At 38.7% G+C, this 18,978-nt stretch carries 21 protein-coding genes; 10 read left to right on the plus strand and 11 right to left on the minus strand.

Annotation, left to right across the window (positions count from 1 at the left end; genetic code table 11):
* Nucleotides 1–120: 120 nt before the first annotated feature.
* Entirely contained in the window at nucleotides 121–609 is a 489-nt protein-coding gene (locus tag CXF89_RS14610; protein WP_007579794.1) for a DUF4124 domain-containing protein, read from the plus strand.
* On the opposite strand, the gene CXF89_RS14615 is transcribed toward CXF89_RS14610, so the two are convergent.
* Entirely contained in the window at nucleotides 593–1,717 is a 1,125-nt protein-coding gene (locus tag CXF89_RS14615) for an aminotransferase class V-fold PLP-dependent enzyme (RefSeq protein WP_121955012.1), read from the minus strand. The two genes, CXF89_RS14610 and CXF89_RS14615, sit on opposite strands and share 17 nt — an antisense overlap.
* Before the next feature lies 1 nt (nucleotide 1,718).
* On the minus strand, nucleotides 1,719–2,888 hold the full coding sequence (locus tag CXF89_RS14620) for a PrnB family protein (protein WP_121955013.1): 1,170 nt from the start codon (nucleotides 2,886–2,888) through the stop codon (nucleotides 1,719–1,721).
* A gap of 136 nt (nucleotides 2,889–3,024) precedes the next feature.
* On the opposite strand from CXF89_RS14620, the gene CXF89_RS14625 reads away from it, so the two are divergent.
* From CXF89_RS14625 to CXF89_RS14640, 4 genes are all read left to right on the plus strand, one after another.
* Complete coding sequence (locus CXF89_RS14625) at nucleotides 3,025–3,480, plus strand: Lrp/AsnC family transcriptional regulator (protein ID WP_007579788.1); 456 nt, start codon at nucleotides 3,025–3,027, stop codon at nucleotides 3,478–3,480.
* Between the two features lie 72 nt (nucleotides 3,481–3,552).
* Nucleotides 3,553–6,273, plus strand: a complete 2,721-nt coding sequence (locus CXF89_RS14630; protein ID WP_121955014.1) for an ATP-binding protein — start codon at nucleotides 3,553–3,555, stop codon at nucleotides 6,271–6,273.
* Nucleotides 6,263–7,651: an alpha/beta hydrolase gene (locus CXF89_RS14635; RefSeq protein WP_121955015.1), complete on the plus strand. Its 1,389-nt coding sequence runs from the start codon at nucleotides 6,263–6,265 to the stop codon at nucleotides 7,649–7,651. The genes CXF89_RS14630 and CXF89_RS14635 overlap by 11 nt, the downstream gene beginning before the upstream one ends.
* 6 nt (nucleotides 7,652–7,657) lie before the next feature.
* Nucleotides 7,658–8,797 (plus strand): GNAT family N-acetyltransferase, encoded by a 1,140-nt coding sequence (locus tag CXF89_RS14640; RefSeq protein WP_121955016.1) that lies wholly within the window; start codon nucleotides 7,658–7,660, stop codon nucleotides 8,795–8,797.
* On the opposite strand, the gene CXF89_RS14645 is transcribed toward CXF89_RS14640, so the two are convergent.
* Nucleotides 8,774–9,364: a DUF938 domain-containing protein gene (locus tag CXF89_RS14645; RefSeq protein ID WP_010554834.1), complete on the minus strand. Its 591-nt coding sequence runs from the start codon at nucleotides 9,362–9,364 to the stop codon at nucleotides 8,774–8,776. The two genes, CXF89_RS14640 and CXF89_RS14645, sit on opposite strands and share 24 nt — an antisense overlap.
* Before the next feature lie 200 nt (nucleotides 9,365–9,564).
* Between CXF89_RS14645 and CXF89_RS14650 the strand changes: the two genes are divergently transcribed.
* The 5 genes from CXF89_RS14650 (at nucleotide 9,565) to CXF89_RS14670 (ending at nucleotide 12,661) form a co-directional block, all read left to right on the plus strand.
* On the plus strand, nucleotides 9,565–9,750 hold the full coding sequence (locus tag CXF89_RS14650) for a hypothetical protein (RefSeq protein ID WP_010554833.1): 186 nt from the start codon (nucleotides 9,565–9,567) through the stop codon (nucleotides 9,748–9,750).
* A 101-nt stretch (nucleotides 9,751–9,851) separates the two neighbouring features.
* Nucleotides 9,852–10,217, plus strand: a complete 366-nt coding sequence (locus CXF89_RS14655; protein WP_231609258.1) for a hypothetical protein — start codon at nucleotides 9,852–9,854, stop codon at nucleotides 10,215–10,217.
* Nucleotides 10,218–10,228: 11 nt separating this feature from the next.
* The gene (locus tag CXF89_RS14660) at nucleotides 10,229–11,605 is read left to right on the plus strand and encodes a class II fumarate hydratase (RefSeq protein ID WP_121955017.1); all 1,377 of its coding nucleotides are present in this window, start codon (nucleotides 10,229–10,231) and stop codon (nucleotides 11,603–11,605) included.
* 110 nt (nucleotides 11,606–11,715) lie between these two features.
* Nucleotides 11,716–12,249: a hypothetical protein gene (locus CXF89_RS14665; RefSeq protein ID WP_121955018.1), complete on the plus strand. Its 534-nt coding sequence runs from the start codon at nucleotides 11,716–11,718 to the stop codon at nucleotides 12,247–12,249.
* Between the two features lie 10 nt (nucleotides 12,250–12,259).
* Nucleotides 12,260–12,661: a hypothetical protein gene (locus CXF89_RS14670; protein ID WP_024589501.1), complete on the plus strand. Its 402-nt coding sequence runs from the start codon at nucleotides 12,260–12,262 to the stop codon at nucleotides 12,659–12,661.
* A 29-nt stretch (nucleotides 12,662–12,690) separates the two neighbouring features.
* On the opposite strand, the gene CXF89_RS14675 is transcribed toward CXF89_RS14670, so the two are convergent.
* The 8 genes from CXF89_RS14675 to CXF89_RS14710 all read right to left on the minus strand — a co-directional run bounded on the left by CXF89_RS14675 (nucleotide 12,691) and on the right by CXF89_RS14710 (nucleotide 18,721).
* Nucleotides 12,691–12,876: a hypothetical protein gene (locus tag CXF89_RS14675; protein ID WP_007579770.1), complete on the minus strand. Its 186-nt coding sequence runs from the start codon at nucleotides 12,874–12,876 to the stop codon at nucleotides 12,691–12,693.
* Nucleotides 12,877–12,891: 15 nt separating this feature from the next.
* Nucleotides 12,892–13,218 (minus strand): hypothetical protein, encoded by a 327-nt coding sequence (locus CXF89_RS14680; protein ID WP_010554828.1) that lies wholly within the window; start codon nucleotides 13,216–13,218, stop codon nucleotides 12,892–12,894.
* On the minus strand, nucleotides 13,215–13,853 hold the full coding sequence (locus CXF89_RS14685; protein ID WP_024592232.1) for a DUF4178 domain-containing protein: 639 nt from the start codon (nucleotides 13,851–13,853) through the stop codon (nucleotides 13,215–13,217). The genes CXF89_RS14680 and CXF89_RS14685 overlap by 4 nt, the downstream gene beginning before the upstream one ends.
* 74 nt (nucleotides 13,854–13,927) lie before the next feature.
* A complete protein-coding gene (locus CXF89_RS14690; protein ID WP_004335088.1) occupies nucleotides 13,928–14,620 on the minus strand; it encodes a PspA/IM30 family protein in 693 nt (230 codons plus the stop codon).
* 24 nt (nucleotides 14,621–14,644) lie between these two features.
* Complete coding sequence (locus CXF89_RS14695) at nucleotides 14,645–15,058, minus strand: YjfI family protein (RefSeq protein WP_004335098.1); 414 nt, start codon at nucleotides 15,056–15,058, stop codon at nucleotides 14,645–14,647.
* Nucleotides 15,059–15,137: 79 nt separating this feature from the next.
* Nucleotides 15,138–16,859 (minus strand): polyamine aminopropyltransferase, encoded by a 1,722-nt coding sequence (locus CXF89_RS14700; protein WP_121955019.1) that lies wholly within the window; start codon nucleotides 16,857–16,859, stop codon nucleotides 15,138–15,140.
* 3 nt (nucleotides 16,860–16,862) lie between these two features.
* Nucleotides 16,863–17,762, minus strand: coding sequence for a DUF350 domain-containing protein (locus CXF89_RS14705; RefSeq protein ID WP_024589503.1), 900 nt, complete (start codon nucleotides 17,760–17,762; stop codon nucleotides 16,863–16,865).
* A gap of 26 nt (nucleotides 17,763–17,788) precedes the next feature.
* Entirely contained in the window at nucleotides 17,789–18,721 is a 933-nt protein-coding gene (locus CXF89_RS14710; RefSeq protein ID WP_007579759.1) for a hypothetical protein, read from the minus strand.
* Between the last annotated feature and the right edge of the window lie 257 nt (nucleotides 18,722–18,978).

An 18,978-nucleotide genomic window follows, 5' to 3' on the forward strand; every position in this document is an offset into this window, starting at 1 on the left:
TAATTTAAACCACTTAATTGTGGTTTTTTTGTGCCTAAAATTTATAAAAACTAAACAAATTGTGCCTAGTAATAACTTAGGGCATTATTAACACAACTTTAGCCACTTTTAGGTTTAGCTATGATCCGGTTCATATTGCTATCAGTTTGCGCGGCAGCACCATTTTTTACCTTGGCACAAAGTACAACAGTGTATAAGTGTGTAATTAAGGGCGTTCCTACCTTTAGCCAAACGCCTTGCGCTAAAGATGCACAAGTTATTACTCTTAAAGATATAAACGTAATTGAAGCATACAAAAGCTCTACGCCCGGTAAAGGTATTACCGACACCTCTGTGGATGACTACTTAGAAGTTCAACAAATAGAACGTGAAATAAAGCGCCTTGAGCTATCTATTGCACAAAGCCAAAAAGAATACGCAGCTAAAAAACAGCAGATAGATTACATGACTCAAGATAAAGCCAATCGTTTAGGCGCTTCGTCTATTGCTGATGCTATCGCAACTAAAACAAATTCGTTAAAGCAAGCTTACGACGCATCAATTAATCAAACGCAGCAAAAAATAGAGTCATTAAAACAAAGAAAGCAGCAGCTTAGCCAAAACCCTTAAGCGCTCGTTTTACTATCGAGATAAACTGCGCAACGTCTTCTTGAGTATTATAAATATGTGGCGATACTCGTATCCCAAATTTACGGGCATCTACACTGACTTTCGCTTTATTAAGCTCTGTAAGTACATGGTCTTGCTGCTTGTTAAAAAACAAAATAACAGTCCCGTTGCATTTATCACTACTCATAGGTGATGCAACATATTTGCCTAGTTGCTCATGAATAAGCGTAAGCATGGCTAAGTTATGATCCCTTACCTTGTGAGCAGTTAGCTCTGCAAAGTAAGCAATGCTATTTGCGGCAATAATATAAGGTGCTACAGAGGGAGTGCCCCCCCAAAATTTGAGTGCACTGGCGTTATATTCAAAGTGGTTAATATCGAACTCAAATGGATTTTGATGCGAAAACCAACCCACATCTTTAGGCTCGCAATACTCTATTTGATTTTTGTTAACCCATAAATAAGCTGCACCTGGGCCACCACATAGCCATTTAACGCTCGAGCCAATCATAAAGTCCGCATCGAGTATGCTTAAATCAAGCGATATAACACCCGCTGACTGAGCAACATCAACTATTGATAAACTATTGGTTAATTTACTTATAGCTACAATATCGTATACAGGCGCCTGTACACCTGTATTTGAATACACATGACTTATAAAAACTAAATCGATGTCGGCGGTTATATAACGCTGCCAAACACTAATATCAGTTAGGTTTTCGTGCTCTGGTATAAACATAATTTGTGCGCACTCTGGTAATGCTTTTTGCATTGCAAAACCCATGCTCGGAAAATCACTTTGCGCCATAAGCACTTTACAATTTTTTTGCTGTAGCCGTGGATGCGACATAAGCAACTTTGTTAAGCCGCTTGATAAATTAACTTGAGGACAAAACTGCGAACTAGGCGCATTAAATAACTTACCAAGCGCGGTAGTAAATTGCTCAACTGCGGGCAGCCATTGTTGCCAAGGTTCTTTATTTGAGCTCTCCCACGGTAAAAAGTAGTGCTGAGCTAAATATTGCTGCGTATTTTTAAGAGGACGCCCTACCGAGTGGTTTAGTAAATAACAGCCATCGGCCATACAAAAATCATTTTTAAGCATGCTATTTAATCCATTCTTTAAGTGTATTTAGGTCATCAAAACGTGTTTTTATATCGTCGCGTTTTGCGCTAGCCCGCCTATCTCTTAATTTTTCGAGCGAATCAAGTAACACATGAAGCGGCGGACCACTTGCTGTTACCTTGCTCATATGCTGCTGTTGCATATTTTTTGAGGGCTGAGCAATAAACTTTTCAATCAGTTGATTATGATGACCGACTGCGGTGTCACCATGTAATTTACACACTTGGATAAATAACGTTGCGTGGCTTTTAAACCAATCTGTATTTTTATATTGCTCTGCTTGTAAAAAGTCATCCATAAAGCTTTGCATACGCATGGCTTCTCGTAGGATTTGTTGCTCCTCTGGCATCATATATAAAAACTTATCCACCAGCATTTGCGAGTAACTAGGCTCATTTGCGCTACAAAGCCCTAGTAACATATCAATCACGTTAATACCTGCAAAGTCACCAGCATTTGCACCTCTGTAAACCTCTTTACCTACACGGTACGGTTTATAATAAGGGCGAACGCAGTTAAAAAAGCGATCTGCATCGAGCTCAGAATAAAGTGCATTATTTGACTCAATTACATCTATAAGCGCTTGTTTTGCTACTTTTAATAACTCACCACACAGGGGGTGTGAGATACCTAACGGCAATATTTTTAATAAAGCATCACTTGCACGTTTATAGGCCAAAATACCTTGGGTGTTGTAATCAAGAAATAGCTTTTCATCAGGTAAATTGGTAAATCGTTTATAAATACCGTTAAGTGCTTTGTTATGAGTAGTTAAGTGGGCGGTAGCAAAACGAGGGGTTACGCCAATGGATGCGCCTATATGCATAGCAAGCGCTGAGGCTTCAATTAGTGGCGAAGTAGTTTCTCTGCTTGGCTCAGTAATTTCATGGCGCCTACACGCCGCCATAAACAATCCTACGTTACCGAGTAAGTCAAAAGCGCTATCAAAGCCTTGATCTGTGTTTCCCTCGGCTAATAAATTGCTAATTAATGCGTTGCCTTCTTTTTCTAATTGTTGCTTTAAGGCCTCACCTATTCCTTCTACATTTGCTTTATCGGTTTGCTGCCAATAAAGCTGCTCTAATTCACTATTTAAAGTGACAAACTCTGTTCGTATCCAGTGATCAAAAATAGCGGTATGTGTGTTCATTGTTGTGCTCTATTATTTTTATAGTTAAATGCTAACAGAGTTCAATGAGGGTAAAACGCCAAAAAAATTAGTAAAAATTGCAATACTTAGCAATAATCACTACAAATATAAAAATAATTAATAAAAGCCGACAACTATGTTAGATAAAAAAGACCAGCAATTACTCATTGCACTGCAAAGCCAAGCTCGTATGTCTGTTTCAGATTTGGCCAGCAGTATTAACCTATCGGATACACCTTGTTTAAGGCGTATAAAAAAGTTAGAGCAAGAAAATATTATTACCGGCTACCACGCCGCCATAAATCCTAAAGCACTTAACCTTAATGTGTTGGTATATGCATTCGTACGATTAAGCCAAAACTCGGTAAGTGCTGCAGAGCAATTTGAGCAACATGTAGAAAAATTACCACATGTATTAGAGTGTTGTGTAATATCAGGAAGCTATGATTATTTATTAAAAATCATTGCACATGATCTTGAGAGCTACGAAACATTTGTAAAACATCAACTAGGTAGTTTAAGTTGTATTGCAAATATAGAATCAACAGTCGTGTTAAAGCAGTCATTTAGCAAAAAACAGTTACCATTATAAAAATAACCAAAATAACTTACTGTTAGCTATACTGATATTTCAAAACGATAATAATAATTGCTTGGACCTTATGTGAAAAATTTTAACTCTAAAAATCATTCCATTATTTTTTACATCATGTTTGCTTTAGCATATTTTTTAGTCGGCATAGCACTCACTAAACTTGCTTTTAACTCGCAAATAATTCCAATTTGGTTACCTGCCGGCATAGCTCTAGTCGGTTGTTATATTTGGTGGTGGCGCTTTATCCCGCCTTTATTTGTAGCTGCAATTGCCTTTAACCTTAATATTTTTGACAGTTCAGCTCATGAGCTAGTCCTAGTCGGCAACTCATTCAACGAGGCAATGTATATCGCCTTTGGTGTTGTTATACAGGCAATGGTCGGCGCAGCTCTTTTAAAGTATTGGCTTGGCCACCCGCTGCGCTTTAAAAAGCGCAAGAATATAATTTACTTTATTTTAGTCATAGCCATATTGGTCAGCTTAATTTCAGCTAACTTTGGCGTATTCGCACTGAGTCAATTTAACTCGATTTACAGTATTGATAATCATTGGAATAATGTTATTTACTGGTGGCTTGGCGATACATTAGGGGTATTAATTGCAACTCCATTTTTACTTTCTTTATTACCACAAAAGTCTAATCAACATACTATATCGGCATTTCCGACAATTGCAGTATGCTCAGTTTTATTTTTATCAGTCGCGGTAACAACACAATTATACGATCAGGAAAATCGTATAAGCACTATTAAAATTGCCGAACGTGAAGTCCACGTTATAGAAAACAGCCTTTATAGATATACAAATCGCAGTATTATTGCAGTGCAGAGCTTAGCAAGTCAGGTTCAATCATCTCCCATGCTGAGCCAGCAAGATTTTTATTCTTATGCTAGTCAGTTACTAACTCAATACGAGTTTATTAACGCTTTATCGTGGAATGCAAAAATACCTCAAGATCAACGCGAAGTCTTTGCTCAAGAAATATCAAACATTTACCATTTAGATATTGATATAGTTGGCGAACCTCTTGAAATTAACGATCCCCTTGTTATAGTAAAATACATAGCTCCTTTTAATGGTAATCAAAAAGCTATTGGCTTTAATGTATTTTCAAACCCTGATCGAAAAAACTCTCTGCTTAACCCCGCTATAAAGTACATGCCAGTCGGAACTAAAATAATTCAGTTGGTGCAAACCAAACAACCTAAACCAGCCTATTTATTATTTGCCCCTGTGTACTCTCAATATAACGATGAAAAAACAATTAAAGGCTATGCCACTGGTATATTTTTAGTGCGTAGTATTATTGAGCAGGCCATTTCTAAAGAACAGTCTGATATGTTTTCGATTGGTATATACGAAGATACAAACACACCGCCGTTTTATAGTAATTACTCTCAAGATGTTCAGCAAGCCAAAGGCAGCCGTTTAATGTCGTTTGACGTGGACTTTGCAGGGCAAAAATGGATTGTAAAACTAGCCCTTAAAGAAAGCTTTTTAACACAACATAATAGTCAACTAACTCTATTATTGCTCATACTTCAAGTTGCCGTATGTTCTTTAATTTTAATGGTTTTACTGCTGTTTAATCAGCAACAGATTGCACTTACACGTCAAGTTGCAGAGCGTACACACTCACTCGCACAAGCAAAGCAGCAGTCTGATTTAGCTAATCAGGCTAAAAGCCAATTTTTAGCGAATATGAGCCACGAAATACGTACACCATTAAACGCCGTTATTGGTTTTTCTTCACTTGCTCGAGAAACAGACAGTGCAAGTACACTCATTGGCTATTTAGATAAAATAAACTCATCATCTAAAAGTTTATTAAACTTAATTAATGACATTCTTGATATATCAAAAATAGAATCCCAAAAGTTAGTTATTGAATCTATTGCATTCGACCTAGGTGCCTTAATAACACGCATAGACAATATGTTTGAACAAAGCGCAGTTAACAAAGGTATTAACTGGCAAGTTAACTCAAAGCTACCTTTAAATACCTGGTTTATTGGTGATCCTATGCGAATTGAGCAGGTATTACTTAATTTATGTAGTAACGCGATTAAATTTACAAGCCAAGGCAGCGTTGCTTTAAACATAGAAACAGAGTTTACTGCCGCCAATAAAGTACAGCTTGTTATAAACGTTAGTGATACCGGAATAGGTATAAAACCAAGCCAGCATAAAAAATTATTTAATGCATTTACCCAAGCTGATAGTTCTACCTCAAGGCAGTTTGGCGGTACAGGACTTGGCTTAACCATAGCTAAAGAGCTAAGCCAGCTAATGGGGGGAGAAATAACACTTAAAAGTGAAATAGATAAAGGCTCTACTTTTACATTTTCAATACGATTAGAAACAACAGAGCCTAAAAAAGAACATGTTATTACATTTGATAATACTAATATTACTTCGCTAGACATTTTGGTCGCAGAGGATAACCCAGTAAATCAAATGGTTATTAAAGCGATGCTTGGCTCGTTAGGGATTGTGCCGTATATAGTAGAAAACGGTGAGTTGGCGGTCGATATAGTGAAAAAACAACATTTTGATTTAGTCCTTATGGATTGCCAAATGCCTATAATGGATGGCTATAGAGCAACGGCACTGATCCGCCAGTTTAAAACCGAACAAGAACTCCCGATTATTGCTTTAACTGCCGACGTAATGCCAGAGGATAAAGCACATGCACAAGCAGTTGGATTTAATCAACATCTTGCAAAACCGCTTGAACTCATTAAGCTAACCGAGTGTCTTGTCCAATATGCAGAAGTTAATGAACAATAGTGGTTTAATTTTAAGAATAGTTTTAAGAGTATTTTTGGGTTTTGTTTTAAGTGTTTTTTCTCACACAGCTGTCGCTCAAAACTGTATATCGCAGGCGAGCGACTTTAAATTTATAACAAAAAGTAAGCAACAAGGCTTATTACGCTTTGAAAATGAGCACAACCACCAGCGCTTTAATTACCACGCCCTTTTGCCATTTAACGATTACTTAGATTTTGCATATAAACATATAAATAAAGCCAATCCACGTGCAAATATGCCATGCCCTGTTATTACACAAACGTATCAGCAATTAGTAACACAAGGTACGCGAAAACCTGACCCTACTATTGCAGATATTATTGCCCCTTTTGAGCTTACGCATCCAAACAGCAATAAAGTTGCGCTATTAATCCACGGACTAACTGACTCCCCCTTTACGTATCACGATTTAGCACAAGTGTATTATCAGCAAGGCTATACTGTGCGTACTATTTTATTACCAGGACATGGTAGCGCCGCAAGTGCCTTACTTAATGTAGACGTTAGCCAATGGCAACAAGCAATAAAATACGGTATTGAACGCTCCGTACAAGACTTTGATGAGGTGATACTCGCAGGTTACTCTACCGGTGCAGCGTTACTTATTGATTACGCAACCAAACACACTGTATCCCCTAAAATTAAAGCGCTTATGCTTTATTCGCCAGGCTCTGAGCCACATAATAAGTACGGCTGGATAGCAAAGTGGATTGATGCCATACCCTTTGTTAATTGGATTGATAAAGACGCCGATGTAGACTTTGCTAAGTATGAGTCATTTCCTTTAAATGCAGCTGCCGCTTCGTACGATGCAATGTCACTTGCAAGCGTAAGTAGCTTAAACAAACGCCCTGCACTTAAATTACCTATTTTTAGTGTACTTAGCGATATTGATACCACGATAGATACGCGTGCCACGCTAAAATTATTAAGTGCATTACACCAAGGTAATTCAATCAAATATAAGCCGCTCGATACTTTAGTACTTTATGGAAGCACCAATATTTTACCGCCAGACTTTGCTAGTGACTACACAGTAAATAATCCGCAATGCACAACACGTCAATGTAAAAAGGTTCATGGTATGTCGCATATTGCTGTTGTTAACTCACCGCAAAATCCACATTATGGAATTAACGCAACTTATCGCAATTGTGGCAGCTTTATTAACGACGAGTCCATATATAAAACATGTAAAACAACTAAAAACCCACAACTAGGAGAGCGTACAAGCGCCAACTTAAAACACTATCCGGCTTTACAGCGCTTAACTTATAATCCTCATTTTACCGAGCTTAAAATGCAAATTAGTACGTTTATTAAAAACGTAGAACAGCTTAGAACAACTACAAGGTAAGTAGTCATGGGAACGTTTTCGCACCAATGGTTTAGCAGTATTAATGAGATTGATCAGGCGCAGTGGCAACGTTTATTTGGTGATGAACCATTTACTCAACATGCTTTTTTATATGCCCTTGAACAAAGCCAATGCGTAACACAAAAAAGTGGTTGGCAGCCCCATCACCTCGCTATTTTTGAAAGTGATACGCTCGTTGCACTTGCACCTGGGTATTTAAAAAGTCATTCATACGGCGAGTATGTATTTGACTGGGCCTGGGCTGAGGCATACGAAAAACACGGTTTAGAATATTATCCCAAGTGGCTATCTGGCATTCCTTTTAGCCCTATTGAAGGCAAGCGCATTGCTATCGAGCACGCTAATCCAAATGCGGTATATCAATACATTACAGAGCAACTTAGCTTACACAGTGCTCAGCAAGGATGGTCGGGATGGCATGTTAATTTTTGCGACCAAGCCCAAGCCACCTCATTAACTGAGCAACACGCCATGTTAAGAGTGGGTGTGCAATTTCAGTGGTTTAATAAAGGTTATGAATCCTTTGACGACTTTTTGCAGATGCTTAGCTCACGAAAACGTAAGTCACTTAAAAAAGAGCGAGCTAAAATAGCGCAACAGAACATTGATATTGAATGGCTGCAAGGAACGCAAATTACGCCCGAGATAATGCAATTCTTTTGTGAGTTTTATCAGCGTACCTACTTAAAGCGCTCTGGTCATTTGGGCTATTTAAATATGGAGTTTTTTACGCTTTTACATGCCTTAATGGCTAATACTCTCGTTATTATGCTGGCCAAAAGAGACGATAACGTGATTGCTGCAACACTTAGTTTAGTAGGTAAAAATACGCTTTATGGGCGCTACTGGGGAGCAAGTGAGGAAGTAGATTCGCTGCACTTTGAATTGTGTTATTACCAAGGTATTGAGTTTGCAATAAAGCATAAACTCAACTGTTTTCATTCAGGTGCACAAGGTGAGCACAAAATAGCACGCGGATTTGAACCCGTACTTACCTACTCTGCTCACCATATTGTTGATGGCGACTTTAGTAATGCAATAAGCGACTACTTAAAGCGTGAACGCGGCCATATTGATATATATAAAGAGCAATGTAGCTCATTACTGCCGTTTAAAAACGAGTAACTGATTATTTGCAGGCATGGCTGTATCGCTAATAAGCGTAAGCCCTGCTTGCTTAGCTAGTTGTTCAACTGCTTCAAAATCTCTTATTCCACTTAACGGATCGCGCTCTGTTAAAAAGGCACTAAAGTCATCATTACTTGGGCTGGTAAATTCACCTTGGTATTTGAATGGCCCATAAATACACAACATACCGTCGCTATTTAAGTGGCGTTTAACACCATCAAAAAAACGCTCAACTAATTGCCAACTTACAATATGAAATGTGTTTGCAGTATAAATAGCGTCAACTTTATCTATTGGCCACTCATTATTTAAATCAAGCTCAAGTGGTGCATGTAAATTAGTTGAATTAGCTTCGCGGTGCCATAAATTAATCCCTTCGTGGTTTATAGCACGATCACTTGTATGCCATTGTAAATGTGGTAATTGCTCTGCAAAAAAAACACTATGCTGGCCGGTTCCTGAGCCAACTTCGAGTACTGTTTTAGTATTTTTTAATACGTCCTTTAATTGCTCTAAAATAGGGGTTTTATTGTTTTCACAGGCTTGTGAAAATGGCTTTGTCATTACTGTGCACCAAAATTGTAGATTAATGCACAACAGTAAAGCAAATTTAGCTTATTTTGTCGTGATGAAAAAAAGATAATTTTTAAACACTATAACTATCATATGGTTGAGTTAATTTATTATGATTGGTACGTAATATGCTTTTATATAACTAACCCACTAAAGGGTTTAACTTATATTAAATTTCAAAGGATAAAATTATGCATATACCCCCTTATACCGCTGTAGACGCAGCTATTGCTATAACCGAAAAAACCACCGACGATCATAGTTACGCCGTTGATATGAGAGCTACAGTAATCGATTTACTTTCGCACCCTAAACATAATCAACAGGCGATGACCAAACATGAAACAGATCAGATATTTATTCTTGGCTACAATTAAAACTCAAATTAGTATCGCAAATAATTTTTATAATAACTGTTTACACTGAAACCGATTAAATGTAATGATAACTATTATCGTTAACTTAAGTCGGTTTTTTTATGTCTTCAAATTATGCCCAGCATCGTTACCATCAAGAACTCTCTTGCCATTGCTTAAGACCTGGCCTGCATGCACCCATGCTCGTCGCCGATTACATAGAAACCGCCCTTAACGTCGCCAAAAAATTTGAGCAACAACGTAATCCCTTGCTTCAAGAGTTTTATCTTAGACGCACACACCATGAAATTATGAACAAAATGTGCGACCCTCTTATACATAATGCTATTCGTAAACAATGTTTAGAGCAGTTATACAAACCTTTATTAGCACTAAAACGGTTTTATAAAGTGCATAACAATACTGCACAATTTTTAATACTTGAGCGTGAAGCTCGTATTCTTAGTCACGAATTCAACCCTTTTTAAGGAGCACACTTATGAGCAACTTTAGAACAGAATCAGACAGCATGGGCGAGCTACAAGTACCTACTGATGCGCTCTATCAGGCGCAAACACAACGAGCAGTTAATAACTTTGCCATTAGTGGCTTATCTATGCCAAAGCAATTTATCACTGCACTGGCTTATATAAAACAAGCTGCTGCGCAAAGTAACTGCGAGCTTGGTCATTTAAGTAAAACTAAAGCCGATGCTATTGAGCAAGCTTGTCAAAGTATTATTGATGGCGAGCATGTTGAGCATTTCCCCGTTGATATTTTTCAAACTGGTTCAGGCACAAGCTCAAATATGAATGCCAACGAAGTTATTGCAACGCTTGCTAGCCGGATAGGCAACGAAAGCATTCACCCTAATGATGATGTAAACATGGGGCAAAGTTCTAACGATGTAGTCCCTACTGCTATCGCACTCAGTAGCGCAATAAATGTAGTGTATGAATTACTTCCTTCGCTTGAAAACTTATCGCAAAGCCTGGAAAAGAAAAAAGCTGAAGTAGGCCATATAGTTAAAACGGGCCGTACGCATTTAATGGATGCAATGCCTGTAACGTTTGATCAAACACTAAGTGCATGGCAGTCACAAGTTAATCATGCCGCAGCAGGAATTAGACATAGCTTAGAGCGTGTATGCGAACTTGCACAAGGCGGTACAGCCGTTGGAACAGGAATAAATGCAGACCCTAAGTTTGCAGCCAAATTTGCAGAAAATCTGAGTGCCAATGTAGGCATTAGATTTACGCCCAGTAGTAACTTTTTTTATAATATAGGTTCACAAGACGCCATCGTCGCGCTTTCGGGGCAATTAAAAGTACTCGCTGTCGCACAAATGAAAATAGCCAACGACCTACGCTGGATGAACTCAGGACCACTTGCAGGTTTAGGTGAAATAGAGCTTGAAGCGCTTCAACCAGGCTCATCTATTATGCCAGGTAAGGTAAACCCAGTAATACCAGAAGCCGCAGCCATGGTAAGCGCACAAGTTATTGGCAACGACGCCACTATTACCGTAGCAGGTCAAGCGGGTAATTTTGAGCTAAACGTTATGCTCCCAGTCATTGCGTATAATATTTTGCAAAGTATTGAGTTACTTGCAAATAGCGCACAAGCGCTGGGCGATAAAGCGATTGCCAGTTTTAAGGTGAATCAGCCAAATATAGATAAAGCACTCGCTAAAAATCCAATTTTGGTAACTGCGCTTAATCCGGTGATCGGTTATGAAAAAGCAGCAAAAATAGCAAAGCAGGCTTATAAAGAAGCCCGCCCTATTATTGATGTAGCCGAACAAGAAACTGATTTACCACGCAGTGAACTCGAAAAACTACTTAACCCCACCAAACTAACGCAGGGTGGACTTTAACAAAACGGTATTTTTCACGGCTTTAATTACTTGATAATATAGTTTTTATTGCCGTAAAAAATGCACCGTGTATGATAGTGATGAATATTTCATCACTATCAAGGTTTGTTATGCGTACCCCATTGTTAGCCATACTTTTACCACTGTGTTTAACTGCATGCTTAGATAAAGCACCCACTGAAACGCAGCAAGTAACAATCACCTCAGAAGCTGAAGCACCAAAGCAAGAGCCACAAAAGCTAAAAGAAAACACTCAATTACAAGAAAATACTAAAAAGAACGTAGTTGCTGAAAAAATACCAAAAGCTGATTTAAAAAACGTTTCAATAGACGATATAAAAACAGCTAAAACCGAATTAAATACGCTAATTACAGATAAGCAATGTGATACCAGCACCCAATGTAGAGTAAATGCAGTAGGCAGTCGCGCATGTGGTGGGCCAAGCAGCTTTGTTGTGTACTCAACAAACGCAGCATCTGAGGAACAAGTAGCAGCCCTTAGCGACAAAATTACTAAGCTTGAAAGTAGTTATAATTCACAAAAAGGGATGATGAGCATTTGTCAGCATTTAACAACGCCAAGCACGCAGTGTGTTGAAAATAAATGTGTTAAACTTGAAGGCTCAGCGGTAAGTGCATTTTAAGGATAACGTTATGAGTTGTTTACCATCGGCAATTAAACTATCAATTTTAAGCATTGCTAGCAGCATTTTATTACTAAGTGGTTGTGCTAGTACTGTGACGTCAAATGAGCAAAGTAAAAACTTATCTGACTTAAACTATGATCTGAATAACATGGTGAGTAATAACAGCTGCACTGCAAGCTTTCAGTGCAAAGTACTTGAAGTGGGCGCCCGCGCATGCGGCGGACCGAGTAAATATGCTGTTTATTCAACGCTAAACACATCTCAAGAAGAAGCAGAACAGCTTGCTCAACAAATAACAAAACAAGAAAACATACAAAATAAAGCACAAGGCTTAACTGATTGTTCTCCTGTACTTGAAGTGCAATCGCTGTGTATTAACCACCAATGCCAGTCGTTTGATATAAAATAAAAACGGCCGCGTATAAGCTAATTTCAGCGTTAACTTAAATACGGAATTAACGCTGAAATTACTACCACCAGTACCACGCAAATACCCGCTTTAATAATGTATTTCATGGGCATTGTTTTAAGCACCCAATATGCATAAATAAAACGTACAAAATAACTCGCCGCAGTACCAAACAACGCAAAAATAATTAAGTAAGCAATTAAAATAATATTCATAAAAACCTAATTAAATTATTTCACTTTTTTATTTTTAGTGTGAGCTATTAATAAATCAGCTACTTGTTGCTTTACGGCTCGCTTATCATCGCTTTGTACATCAAAGCGACTGGCTAGTTGCGCTATTTCATCATCATTTAAGTTAAACGATAAACGTTGACGCGTTTTTTTAGACTTTACGTCTAAGCCAAGTATTTTTCGGATCATATCTGACGGCGTTAGCTCTTGATCAATTGCCTGCTTTTTTATCAGCTTTTGAACTTCGCTGCTTAGATCGAATGCCATTTGTGTGGCACGTACAGCTTGTTCCTGACGTAACCACTTATCTTTAGCATCACTCACTTAGCATCTCCGGGAAACAAGTCTACAATGTCTGACATTGGACGCATGAGCGTTAGCGATACTTCGGTTTCGCCGCCATCCCAAATTTCGATATTTAAACCAAAGCCTTCATTATCTGACGCTAAGCAAATCATTTCACATGGCTCACCACCTTCTTGCTCATAGCGAGGCAAAGTTTGGTTGCGGTAATCTTTATTATGGAAATAACACACATAAGGCGACTCGCTTTGTTGGTAGCTTTTAGCTAAAAACTGCATAAAGCGCTCTGGTGTATTTTGCACTGTAATGTGGGTTAACGACTCTTCATCAAAAATACGCGCAAACTCATCAAGGCTAAATATTTCTTCAACTTCGTTTCGCTGAATTTTAATAGAAAAGTTAGCCCACTCTTCGCCATCATCTTGCTCAATTTGTAAAAATACAACTTGGCCGCTATTTGTCTCAAGTACAAATTCAGTATCGCTACTGTGCTGATATTGGTAAGTCTGAATGTCAGTAACACGTAACGTTTCACCCTTTAACCATGCAGGATATGCAAATGAGTCAATAACGCTAAACATGTCGCCTTTTTTAAGATCGCTCGGGTGATTAAGTTGACGTTCTGGCTCTTTTTTAGATTTGAAAAAATTAAACATAGGAAGGCTGCCTTTTAAGCAAAAAAGGTAACTGAGAAAAACTCGGTTACCTTTTTAAAGTATAAACGTAATGGTTAGCTATTTTGCTTCGCTTTGATGCGAGCTAAAATATCAGCGCTTTTTGGACTTGTGTCGCCAATGCCTGCTTCAGCCATTTTTGCTTTTAAGTCATCGCCATTTACGTCTGACTCAAGTTGCTTTGCAGCACCAAGCTGGTCACTTCGATCTTGTTGGCGCTGTTTAATGCGTTCAAGCGATTGACGAGCCGATGTCATAGACGAGCTGTTTGTATTAAGCGTGCTATTAACAGCCATTGTTGCTTGCTGTACGCTTTCAGTGGTTTTAACCATTGTAAGCTGACGCTGATTCTCTTTAATCGATTTTTCAGCATCTTTAACTTGCTGCTTAAGCGCAACAATGTGATTGCTAAAGCCAGACAATACTTGCTCGTTTTCAGCTTTTTCAGCTTCAAAGTCACCAATTTTTTCTGCAATTTCTAATGCTAATGCTTCGTTGCCCTTTTCAAGAGCTTGGCCTGCATACGCTTCATGTTCAGCGATTGATGCATCTACAGCGCTAATTTTACGCTTAGTTTGCATTTCTTTGGCCATTACTTCAGTAAGGCTTTTTTTAGCTCGGTGAAGTGCATTTTGCGCGTCTGCAATTTCTTGCTCAAAAATACGGATGCCATTTTTGTCTACAATTGCTTCGCCTGCTTCACGAGCGCCGCCACGTACTGCTGTAAATAATTTTTTTAAAATACTCATAATCTTAACTCCACTAACTAGCTATTAATCGTTTAAATACAAGGTCACGGCTTCTAGTGCATCGATAGCGTTATCGGCTAATGTCACTAGTTCGTGGGTAACGTCATCTAATGATGAATTTACCGACAGTGCACCAAAAATCGCGTATTTGTTATCGATTTTAGCAAATGCACTCAGTGGAATTGGCACGTTTAAACGTAGTAATGTTTCGTTTAACTCGTTGCGTAATTCACTCTTAACTTCATCTTCGTCAAACAAGTAGCTAATACATAACAACTGCTCTTGCGTTTGTGTAACAAAAATTGGAAGTTCATCATTTCCATCAACAATGACTTGTAAAACATCTTGCTCGCCTGGGTTGGCAATCAAGAAAGACTCAAAGTTAGCGCCTTCAGTTTCAAAAGAAGCTAATTTTATTGAAAGTTCATTTAATTCCATGTCTCTGCCTTTTGTCGTTTGACATATTATGTCTGAGTTAAGATTCTCATGGTCGACATATTATGTCAACCATGTTTTATTAGTTTTTATACAATTCGCTTTCTATTTGCCATGCAGTTCGGTAGTAATCATACAACTGACCAGACCCTAACCTATTGACCTCAATACTTTTAACTTGTTCAAAGTAGTGGTTAGGAAATACAAAACTTGCCAATAAATATTCTTTACTAATCCATCTTGATGGCACAGGCATAGCCGTCGCATCATTAATACGGCCACTGGCCGACTGCCCCATTTTAGTCGCTATAGTCCAGCCCCACTGCCCAAAAGAAGGTATGTTTTGCTGATACTGCTCAACATACTCAAACCCAGCAGCTTTAACTGTTTTAGCAATGCTTAAAAACGCTTTTTTAGCGTGATAAGGTGAGGTTGATTGAACCGCCATTGCGCCATCGGGTGCTAATAACTGCCGTACATGATTATAAAAGTAGTCACTGTACATTTTATTTAGATCAGGATGATTAGGGTCAGGTAAATCAATTAAAATAGTGTCGAACTGCTTAGATTGGTCAAGTAGCTTTTCAACTTCTAAAAATGCATCACCCACAATTATGTTGGCTCGCGAATCATGCATCGATTTATTGTTTAGCTGTAGCAATCGCTTATTGATGTGCTCTGGCGGCGTAAAGTCACCGTCTTTATGACCAAATAAATTGAGTAGTTGCGCGTCTAAATCTATTAGTGTTACTTCGCTTACAGGCCATTTTAAAACATCTCTAAGTGCAAGCCCGTCACCACCACCAATTATTAATACACGGTCGTGTCTGTTAGAGGCAAGCATTGCAGGGTAAACCAGCATTGAGTGATATATTTGCTCATCAATACTTGAGAACTGTAAACGCCCATTTAAATATAAATCTGTAATTGGCTGAGGTTGGTTTTTGCTTAATCTTTCGGTTAAAACTACGTGTTGGTATTTAGTTGCTTGCGAATAAATTACTTTATCTTTGTATAAAACATTACTTAGATTGTTCATCCAGCTACTGCCAAATACTAAAATAAAGCCAAATAATGCCAGTAATACTATATGGCAAACTAAAAGTGCCTTAGCAAAGCGCACATGGGTATGGTAGCGCCATAAAAACGCGAGCCCCGCAATGATATTAAATAACGCCGTCCACGCTGCAGCTTGCATTATAGGCATTGAGAGCATGATACTTACCCAAATGGCTGCACCAATACCAGCACCAATATAATCGGCACCATAAATAGTCCCTGCGTTGTTTTCTAAAAAACGGCCATAAACGTGCTGACGAATGCGCGCTATAAGCGGTATTTCCATACCAATAAATAAGCCCAGTATTAAACCAAAAACATAAGGTAGAAAACGTGACCACTCTTGTAGCTTTTGAAATACGTAACCATTAAGTACAACATCAGGGGGTAAATTAAAAATGCTCGAAAATAAATGAGGAAGAGAATAACTAACTGCTATTACACCCGCTATCGCTAAAATGCAGCCCATGCCAACCAAAGCAATAATGCTTTCTAGCCAAGCAAAAGCGGTAAATGCATCTTTAAACCAACGCGCTAAAAAGGCACCTAAGCCCATTGCTACAATCATAGTACCGATCATGGTGTAAATAGCGCTCTCTACCGAGCCAAGTACACGGCCCGCGTAATGAGACAGTAAGTATTCATAAATAAGGCCGCACCCAGCAAGCACGGCCATAACAGTAATAAGTAGTATATCGTGCCCAAGTAAGCGAGACTTACTTGGGGGAGTGTTGGTTGATGACACTGATTATGCGCCTAGTAATGTTGCCATAGTGATACCTACAGCAAATGATACTGCTGCAGAAATAGTAGCTACACCTACATTTTTTTGACGATTAACTTCATCGGAAATATCGCAACCAGATAAAATTATTTTAATTGTCACTAAGTGCAAAATAATAAATGCAACAAGGCTCACTACTGCGCTAATAGCCCAGTATAGTAAACTCGCATTAATATTATCAGCCGCATAAGGTGCAACACCCGTTGCTGCTGTAATAGCTAATGCACTACCGACTAAAAATCCAGCGTAACGAATACCCACAGCTAAGTTACCATCAACAATTGCTTGTTGTAGGCAGTCGCCACTTTTATTTGTACGTTTAAATAACTGCACTCGGTACTGGCTAACAAGTAGTAATACAACACTACCTATAATAAAGGCGGCAATTACAATTGGAAGACCATGCCAGCCGTCAGTAGCCACCCATAAAAGAGCTGAGCGAATAACGATAGCAACACTGACAACATGGCCAAAATCAATTATTGAAGCTGTAACGTTACCTTTAACGATTTCGTCGTGCAGGCTTACTTTACGAAGAGCTACTTTATCTTGAAAAAAGTGACCCAACTTAATCAGTACAATTGCTAATGCGCCATAAGCTAACATTTGTAGTGCTTCTTGTTGCAGTGTTGCAGCAAAAGCTCCGCTACTTACACCCGTTAATACAATCGCCAGTGCCACTAAGCCAGCGGCAAAGCTAATACCAAAAGCAAAGTTATCACGCTCTGTTATTTCATCATTTGCATGTAAGTTTGAAACCCAGCCTTTTATATATTTAAGGCTTACAAATAATAAAACAATAATTGCAAAATCAATCGCCAGCGCTTGCAGTGACCACATAGTTATTCCATTAAATTCATACATATTATTCTAACTCCAACTTTATTCTTTTACTTACCACGGCTCACGCCACGAGAGGTTCTGCTACCGCTATCACGCACCGATCCTGAGCTATTGCTATAACTGCTCGAACGAGAATAACTACTGCGGCTTTTTGCTGGCGTATAACTACTACGGCTTAAACCTGATGCACCTGTTTTTTTACTCGCATAAGGGCTTGTAAACTGCTTACCTTGGCGTTGGTATGTTTGGCGCGTGCGTGTTTCTAGCGCGCTTTGGGTTTTAATTTGTTTAGGGCTTGAATAACGCGAGCGGCCATAGTCATTGTAATAGCTATACTTTCGGCGCTTACTCCAGCTTCCATATTCAACACGATCAAATACATCACCTAAAATACGGTACATTCCGTACCATTGCCAAAAGCTAATACCGTTACTATTTGATTGCCAGTTACCATAGTTAGGGTTACCTACCATTTGGTTACCAACACCCTCACCTTCAGCTTGCTTACTAATTGCGCCTACACGCGCTAAAGTGCCTTTGGACATATCAGCTAGCATATTAATAGGATCGGTTAACGCATCAGAAAATAGCGTAGGTTTAGATGCATCACGCAACAAATCAATGCTATGTAACGTATCTTCGTAAGGAGGAATTAAGTAAGTTCCTTTAATATCTTTAAGTCGCTGTGTTAAGCCACTATAAAGTGCGCCTTGGCGCGTTGCATCAAGGGTAATTACATCAACAACTTTTGTAAGCTCTGGTTGTTGCTTTTTAAGAAGCTCGCCATATTCTTTAAGTAACACAGCATTGCGTACACTTCCATTATCGAGTGCAGTACCAAGCTGAGACAGCTCCGTATCTACCTTTTTAATAGACTCTTGAATTGTTTGTTGCAGCTGCTCTTCTTTCGATTGACAACCCATAAGCACTGCGAACAAACAAAACAGGCTTATAAGTTTCCAAGCTTTAATATTCGACATTCATGTCACCTGATTTACTAAATTAACTCAGGTAGTTTTACACAGGTCACTTATTAAACCAAGAATGAAATTGCAACAAAATGAGAAGAAACGTGGGACTCTGTAATCAGGGTCTGATTTATTGAGAATTTAGTGAAAATATTAAGCTATATAGTAAGGTTAGAATTGAAGTTTAAGCGTTATAAGGGGGTATTTACAGTGATTTTAGCGTCTGGAGTCGCTTCGCTCGCCCTACGTGATGGTGTAGATGTGAGTGT

Origin of the sequence: Pseudoalteromonas sp. MelDa3 (genome assembly GCF_002863625.1) — a bacterium.
Lineage (GTDB): Bacteria > Pseudomonadota > Gammaproteobacteria > Enterobacterales > Alteromonadaceae > Pseudoalteromonas > Pseudoalteromonas arctica.